The organism is Paracoccus sp. UBA889, assembly GCA_002294185.1.
GTDB lineage: Bacteria > Pseudomonadota > Alphaproteobacteria > Rhodobacterales > Rhodobacteraceae > Paracoccus.
Map to the genome: position 1 here is coordinate 1 of DBFD01000032.1, position 4629 is coordinate 4629.

Annotated in this window: 5 protein-coding genes and 2 pseudogenes; 1 reads left to right on the forward strand and 6 read right to left on the reverse strand. The window is 64.2% G+C overall.

The window, feature by feature from the left end; genetic code table 11:
• Nucleotides 1–437, forward strand: a pseudogene (locus B4L36_RS05770) (ribonuclease J); the annotation flags it as partial.
• A 127-nt stretch (nucleotides 438–564) separates the two neighbouring features.
• Here B4L36_RS05770 and B4L36_RS05775 read toward each other — a convergent pair.
• The 6 genes and pseudogenes from B4L36_RS05775 to B4L36_RS16205 form a co-directional block, all read right to left on the reverse strand.
• Nucleotides 565–954 carry a helix-turn-helix domain-containing protein gene (locus tag B4L36_RS05775; protein ID WP_292953726.1) on the reverse strand — a complete coding sequence of 130 codons (390 nt, stop codon included), beginning with the start codon at nucleotides 952–954 and terminating at the stop codon, nucleotides 565–567.
• Nucleotides 951–1379 (reverse strand): phage virion morphogenesis protein, encoded by a 429-nt coding sequence (locus B4L36_RS05780; protein WP_292953728.1) that lies wholly within the window; start codon nucleotides 1377–1379, stop codon nucleotides 951–953. Before B4L36_RS05780 ends, B4L36_RS05775 begins: the two co-directional genes overlap by 4 nt.
• 120 nt (nucleotides 1380–1499) lie before the next feature.
• Complete coding sequence (locus tag B4L36_RS05785) at nucleotides 1500–2417, reverse strand: phage protease (RefSeq protein WP_292953730.1); 918 nt, start codon at nucleotides 2415–2417, stop codon at nucleotides 1500–1502.
• Nucleotide 2418: 1 nt separating this feature from the next.
• Nucleotides 2419–3341, reverse strand: a pseudogene (locus B4L36_RS05795) (Mu-like prophage major head subunit gpT family protein).
• A 12-nt stretch (nucleotides 3342–3353) separates the two neighbouring features.
• On the reverse strand, nucleotides 3354–3725 hold the full coding sequence (locus tag B4L36_RS05800) for a MarR family transcriptional regulator (RefSeq protein ID WP_292953736.1): 372 nt from the start codon (nucleotides 3723–3725) through the stop codon (nucleotides 3354–3356).
• Between the two features lie 476 nt (nucleotides 3726–4201).
• Nucleotides 4202–4629 (reverse strand): phage protein GemA/Gp16 family protein (locus B4L36_RS16205; RefSeq protein ID WP_422662118.1); only part of this gene is annotated, 428 nt, incomplete at its 5' end.

Here is a 4629-nt window from a genome sequence, read left to right on the forward strand (position 1 = left end):
CGATCGCGGTAAACGGCACGATGCTCGATCTGACGGGCGAGCGGCCGAAAGTGGTCGATCAGGTCGAGACGGGGCGGCTCTATCTTGACGGCACGGTGCTGATCGGGGCGATGGACGGGATCGTGCGCGACCGGATCCGCATGGCGCTGAATGGACATGCCCTGGTCAGCGTCATCGTGGACGAGGATGACAATGCGTTGCCCGATGCCTGGGTCGAACTGATGGGCCTGCCCGGCCGCACCCGCAGCGGCGACGATCTGGCGCGGCATATCGAGGGCGAACTGGCCGATTTCCTGGAAGGCGCCGATGCGCGCGTGGTCCGCGACGATGCCAAGATGGACGAGGCATTGCGCAAGATCACCCGCCAGGTGGCGATGGAAGAGATCGGCAAGAAGCCCGAGGTAACGGTCATCATCAGCCGCCTCATGGCCGACTGAGCCGCGCGGGCCGCTATTGTGTAACTATTAATTCTGGCATGTAACCAATTATTCTAGCGTTTGATGTGCGAAGACCCATGAATTTCTCGCGCTTATCCGATATCGTCAGGGGCCGTCGCAAGATGTGTCAGCGGCGTTTCTGCGCCCAATGGTGGACGGTGGCGTGGCTGATGTGGCGCTCGGGCGGGAAGTGTTCGGCGATGGCGGCGGCGATCTGATGATAGGTCAGCCGGTCGAGGCGGGCGAGGATGAAGGCTTGCAATTCGGGGTCGGTGTCGATGATCGGCGGGCGGCCTGAGCGGTGGGCGCGGCGGCGTTCGGTCGGCGGCACATCGCATGCCGGAAGTTGTGACAGGGAATGTTGCAGGGCCGCGCCGCGCAGCCGTTCAAGAGAGGTTTCAAGCCGGGAGAGCGTGCCGCGCAGGACCGATAATTCGGCAAGGGCGGTGTCGATCCCGGACAGATCGTCGGCCGTCACGCGGCCCTGACCGGGCGATTGAACGGGCGCGCCCGTCACAGAACGTCTTCCATGCCGGCGACCACCAGCCGCTCGATCTCGTCGCGGTTCTCGCCGGAGAAGCCGAGATATGGACGCGCCGGCGTGCCGTCACCGCCGGACTGATGAACCGCGCCATAGACCAGGTTGGTGCCGATGGCCACTTCATCGCCGCGCAGCTGCCAGCCGATACTGTCCCGAAGGTGGCCCTCGTTTTCCAGAAGCGAATGTCCGCCAGAGCGTGACCGCGCATAGTCCAGCGACCAGGGTGCCCAGCACCCACCGTCAGGTGCCCGCTTCTCGCTGTCGATACGGTGAACGGTCTGGCTTTTGATCACTGCGCCGATGGCTGCGAGGATGCCGCGAATCTGGCTGTCGTTCAGCCGCGCCAATGCGGCGCGCGCCTCGCTGGCGTCAATATCGGTCGTGACAGCGGCTCCGCTCATGACTTTCTCCTTTTCAGATCACCGCCCCGCATCGGCCCTCGACCGGGACAGAGAAGCCCGAACCGTTGCGGGGCGGTGGCTGTGCGGCCCGTCATCGCTACCCAACCGGGCCGCACATTCCTATTTCAGATCTGTGGGCGTCAGGCCGAGCTGTTCGCAGATCGCCCGTTCATCGGCGCTGGCCGGTCTACGTCCTTGCGCCTCGTGGCCGACATCGTGCAAGCGGCTCGGGCGATGAAGGTGAGCATAGGCCGGCGTGGAGGTCGCGATGAAACTGTCGAATCTCGCTTCGTCCTGGGTGCAGAGGGCGACGGCCCAATCGCGCATGGCCGGGGTCAGGTATCCGGAATTCATCGCCTGCTGGACCTTCGCATCGGCCGCGCGCGCGGCGTTGTCGCTGGCCGCGCTGTTGCGCTGTTTCAGCAGATCGGCCACGGCCTCGATGGGCACATAGCGCGCCGGATCGGGCGCCGTCTGCGCGTTGATTGCGGTCAGGATCGTATCGGCATCGGCGGTTTCGTTCAGGCCGAGGGCTGTGGCGATGCGCGAAAGATCGGCGGTGGCGGCGTCCTCAAGTGGATCGGGCATGGTCATCTCCTGTTCGGAAAGGGCGGTCAGGGCGAGGTTGGGGCGGTGGACAAGGCCAGCCCCGATCAGGCGCAGGACCTGCCCGGTGGTCGGGTGATAGTGCAGGACGGGCGACAGGAATCGGTATTCCCGGTTGGCGATCATCTCGGCCGCGCGGCCGGTCCACTCGACCTTGCCCCAGATGCCGTCCGTCCGCGTTTGCAGGCTCTTGATCCAGCCGGCGGCGGGCAGCGGCCCGCCATGGGACTTCGGCTTTTCGCTTTCGTGGTCGTAGTCGATCGGCAGATCGCCGCCCTTCGCCGACCGGGCGATAAGCTGGGCCGGATCGTCCAGACGCCAGCGCCGCCCGTCGCGGCCGTTGACCGCGCCGACCGGCAGAAGGTGCACCCAGTCCGGCGCGGTCCTTGCGGGCAACTCGACGGCCTCGCAGATCGCGGTGCGTCCGGTCATGTCAGCCGCCCGTATACGGGGTGACGACGATTTCGGCGGTGCCTTTCCACGGGTTCGAACCGCCGCCATCCTGCGTCTCGGTGTTCAGGAGGTGGAACGCCGCCTCTTCCAGCTGCGGCGGCACGACCAGGACATTCGGGCGGATGCCGAGCGGGCGTCCCTGATCGCCGGTCAGCGTCTGCATCTGTGCGCGGATCGCGGCATAGTTGGCCGCGTTCAGGGCTTCGCGGCTGGCATGGGCCAACTGCCACAGGCCGAAGCCGCATTCACCCGTGCCCGGATGCCGTAAAGGAAGTTGTCGGTCATGAAGACGCGCTCGTCATTCAGCCGGTTGACGTTCTGGAACTCGTATTTCTCGCGCTCCTGCCAGATGATCGGCCGGACGGCGCGCGAGGTATCCAGAAGATACCAGGTCGGCCCGGCGCCATCGTCGAAATTGCTGACCGGCGAATAGGTCTCGCCGTCGATCACAATGGCGCCGTCCGGATCGAGGACCGGGTGGTCGGTATCGAAGAAGTTCTGGCCGTCGAAGCACAGGGTCGTGGTGCCCTGCGCCAGCAATCCAAAGACGATTTCGTCGGGATGAAGCGCGGCGGCATGCCCCATCTCGGCGAACATCGGCTTGAAGACGCCGAGCCGGTCATCCGAGAAATCGTCGCGCGAGACCGAAACCGTGCTTTCGAACTTGCGGTTCACGATGGTGAAGCCATGAGCCTTCAGCTGGCGCACGACGCGCTCGCCGTCCAGCCATTCCCGCAACTGCGGGAACTGCCCCAGCCAGCCATAGCTTTCGTCGCGCGAGCTGCTGGGCACCGTCATCGCGACCTTCGCGGCCTGACTGGGCGCGGCGAGGTAGGCCGTGGAGTAGATCGACTTGAAACCCCGGAAGGCAAGGTCGAGATTTTCAGCGTTGATGATGGGCATGTCTGGGGTCCGTCAGGTGAAGGGTTGTGTCAGAAGGCCGCGTTCGGTCAGGCGCTTCAGGATCGCCGAGACGCTGCGGGAATGGATGCCGGTCGCGGTCGCGATCTGCCCGACGCTGCGGCCTTCCCGGCGAAGCGTCAGGACGGTGAAATTGACCCGCATGCGATGCCCGGCCGGCCCTTTCGGCAGCGTGATCCGGCCGAAGCCATGGTTGAGCACCAGCCAGTCGGTGGCCGTCATTTGCCGTCCGGGCAGCGTGTCAAGGTCGTGACGCACGGGGATCGAGAATTCCCGCCCGCCATGCGCAAGAAGGAAGTCGCGCACGGCATCCGCGTCGATGTCTTCCTCCATCTCGTGCAGCATCTCGGGCACATGCATGCCCATGGCTGCGCAGTCGGCGCAGGAAGGAACGAGAAGATGCGGTGTCGGGTCGATTGCCATGGTTCAAACCTATGGCAACCCTGAATACCTTCCTTCCCTGAATGGGTTCAGGGGGTAACGCCTTAAGGGCCAGACAGATCCCTCACGGCACATGATCGGCTTTCCGAAAATGGCTCAGGCGTCAAAGGAAATCTAGCGCTGGCCGCGACCGTTCGCAAGCGTGGCGGGGTGTGAACCCGGGGGGCCAGAGACATCCCCCACGGCACATGACCGGCTCTCTGAAAATGGCTCAGGCTCACACGATCATATCGCAGGATCGCTACCGATTTTCAAGTCCGATGGGCTGAACACCTCGGCAGTAGCCGTCAGGCTTCGCCGTTAAACGGTGTTTAGAATAGGCAGGACGGGCGCGAAAGGGTTAGGCGCTGAACAGGTAGCCGGAAAACAGCAAAGCCTGTCAGCGGGCGAATCAGCGCCTCTCACGAAAAAGGGCAGCGCAAGCCGCGCGGCCCTTCCATTGCCGTGTTTCGGAGTGTCACGCCGCGCGGGACCGTGCCTTCATCGCCTTCAGCGCCGTGATGGCCTTCGGGGCGGCCGCAGCGGTCAGGAACCGCAGCGACGATATCTTGAAGCAGCGTTCCAGCCATCTGTTCAACTCGGCCTCTCCGGTAGCTGCCAAGGGTATATTCGCGCGACAACGCCCGGATCAGCTCAATCTGCGCGAAGCTCGCCATGCCTGGTCGCGCGCCATAGCTTGATCCTTGCGAAACCAGCGGCCGAAAGCCCAGGTATTCGAAGAGACCCATCATCGCCTCGAAGCCGTCCCCGTCCAGTTCGGTCAATCTGGTGACGCCCGCGATTTGGGCCAGCGCGGTTCGATATGTGTTCCATCCCGGATGATCACATA

Coding starts and splice junctions, on each gene's coding strand:
- B4L36_RS05780 (WP_292953728.1), bottom strand. CDS start 1,379: ATGAGCGGAGCCGCTGTCACGACCGATATTGACGCCAGCGAGGCGCGC.
- B4L36_RS05785 (WP_292953730.1), bottom strand. CDS start 2,417: ATGACCGGACGCACCGCGATCTGCGAGGCCGTCGAGTTGCCCGCAAGG.
- B4L36_RS05800 (WP_292953736.1), bottom strand. CDS start 3,725: ATGGGCATGCATGTGCCCGAGATGCTGCACGAGATGGAGGAAGACATC.